The organism is Rhizobium sp. SEMIA 4085 (assembly GCF_013004495.1).
In the GTDB taxonomy this organism is placed as follows: domain Bacteria; phylum Pseudomonadota; class Alphaproteobacteria; order Rhizobiales; family Rhizobiaceae; genus Rhizobium; species Rhizobium gallicum.
In genome coordinates this window covers 1-1889 of record NZ_JABEPH010000619.1, presented here as the reverse complement: position 1 = coordinate 1889, position 1889 = coordinate 1, and the positions used below count along the sequence as shown (strand labels likewise).

Sequence of the window (1889 nt, the reverse complement as noted above, 5' to 3'; positions counted from 1 at the left end):
GCCGGGCGCGGGCGAGCAGGAGCTGAGAGAGGGTTGCGTCCGCGGTCCGGGTACGCACCGGCCGCTGCGGACCGGTATGGCAGAAGGAACAGGTGAGGGAACAGCCGACCTGGCTGGAGATGCAGAGCGTGCCGCGACCTTCTTCGGGGATATAGACGGTTTCAACTTCGACGGGACGACCGGCGCCGCGCGGCGGAAAGCGCAGCAGCCACTTGCGGGTGCCGTCATTGGAAACCTGCTCTTCAACAATCTCCGGGCGCGCAATGGTGAAATGCTGCTTCAGCATTTCTCGCATGTCCTTGGCGATATTCACCATCTGATCGAAATCGGAGATGCCGCGCACATAAATCCAGTTCCAGAGCTGGCTGACGCGCATCTTCACCTGTTTGTCGGCAACGCCCCTCTCGCGAAGAGCATTACCCAATTCCTCGCGGCTCAAGCCTATCAGCGAGGGCTTCGGCGAAAGCTCTGTGCGCGGCTGCCCGGCAGGCTTGGTGATGGTCACGGCATCCATGACGGACATGGTCTCTTATCCCGAAATCAAACTGCGCTCATCCCGGTAAGCCGGAAGACTTGGCGGGCGGCATCGGCAGTTGGCAGAAATTCGAATGACGGAGCAGCAGCATATGCCGCGATCTTTCCGCAGTTGCGCGCGGCTTTATCATCATTTTCGCCGCGCGTCACTATAGATGGAAACGCCAAAGGCCGGCGCAAGGCCGGCCCTTGAACTTCAAGACAGAGCAAGGTGGCTTACTTGCAGCTTTCGATCTGCTTCAGCGAAGCGGAGATACCGGAGAGCGAGTAGCTGTAGGATGTGGCAGTGCCTCGGCGGGACGTCGCATTGACCGTCATCGACTTGCCGCCCTTCATGGCTGCCACAAGCGCGGGTTCCTGCGCGGCGTTCTCGACCCAGCCGGCTTTATCCTTGGTGAACATGACGAAGGTCTTGTTGTCGATGACGACTTCGATCTTCGAACCGTCCTTGACCGTATAACCCATCATCGCCTGCGGCTCATAGGAGATGTTCTGGCCAGGACGCTGCGAGACGATGAAGAAGTTGTCGCCGTGGTCAATGCCAGCCGGCTTCTTTTCGGTCGGCACGGACAGCACATAGCAAACATTGCCGGTGCCCTGCTTATAGGAGTAGGCGCCCCAGGCCTGGAATTGCTGGATGCGTGTCGGCGCAGCAGCAGTCTGCTGTGCTCCTGCAGCTCCGGCCGTGATGAGAACGAGTGCGAGAGCGGATACGATACTTTTTACAAACATGGATTTCCTGCCGGTTCTTGCGATTCAGCGCCCTGTCGGAGCGAGCGGCGTCTTCGTCACGATCTGCTTTATTTTGACTTGATTCAGGTTACCAAAGCGTCAACGGAGCCTGCGAATTGTCTCCACGTGTGTCATTCCGGCCTGAATGTTAACGTATGACGCGATTGCGCTCCGCGACGATATTCTGCCCTGACGGCGTGATGCCATCCCTTCGAGGAGATTTAAGACATAAAGATTCAGGCAAGAGTTTGACCTTCCAAAATTCCGTTGCAGGGTCATTAAGACATTGGAAATCCGTCAAAGAATTGCCTGCCCAAACCTGCTGGGAGCCGAACCGGCCTAGATCGTTTTCATGCCTTCCGGCTGATCGGCAAGCGCGCGATCGGCCGCCTCGTAATGTTTCGCTTTCATATGGCTGCTGACCATTGCGAAAGCCGCCGAGAGCACCGCAATATCGGCCGAAAAGCCGATCAGCATAAAGAGGTCCGGGACCATGTCGAAAGGCAGGATGAAATAGGCGAGAGCCGCAAGCAGGATGCCGCGCACGCGCGTCGGCGTTTCCGGATCGAGCGCGCAATAGAAGCCTGCGACAAGATCTCGTGAAAACGGAACCTGCCGCACTG

At 57.8% G+C, this 1889-nt stretch carries 2 protein-coding genes and 1 pseudogene; all 3 read right to left on the bottom strand.

Going from position 1 to position 1889, the window contains the following annotated elements:
- Nucleotides 1-523: pseudogene (locus tag C9413_RS31710) on the bottom strand (23S rRNA (adenine(2503)-C(2))-methyltransferase RlmN); the annotation flags it as partial.
- Nucleotides 524-750: 227 nt separating this feature from the next.
- Nucleotides 751-1266: an invasion associated locus B family protein gene (locus C9413_RS31705; protein ID WP_039846384.1), complete on the bottom strand. Its 516-nt coding sequence runs from the start codon at nt 1264-1266 to the stop codon at nt 751-753.
- Nucleotides 1267-1605: 339 nt separating this feature from the next.
- On the bottom strand, nt 1606-1889 hold a 284-nt coding region (locus tag C9413_RS31700), incomplete at its 5' end, for a YkvA family protein (protein ID WP_170251484.1).

Excerpts from the sequence above, each read along its gene's own strand:
- C9413_RS31705 (WP_039846384.1), bottom strand. The coding sequence starts at position 1,266 with ATGTTTGTAAAAAGTATCGTATCCGCTCTCGCACTCGTTCTCATCACG.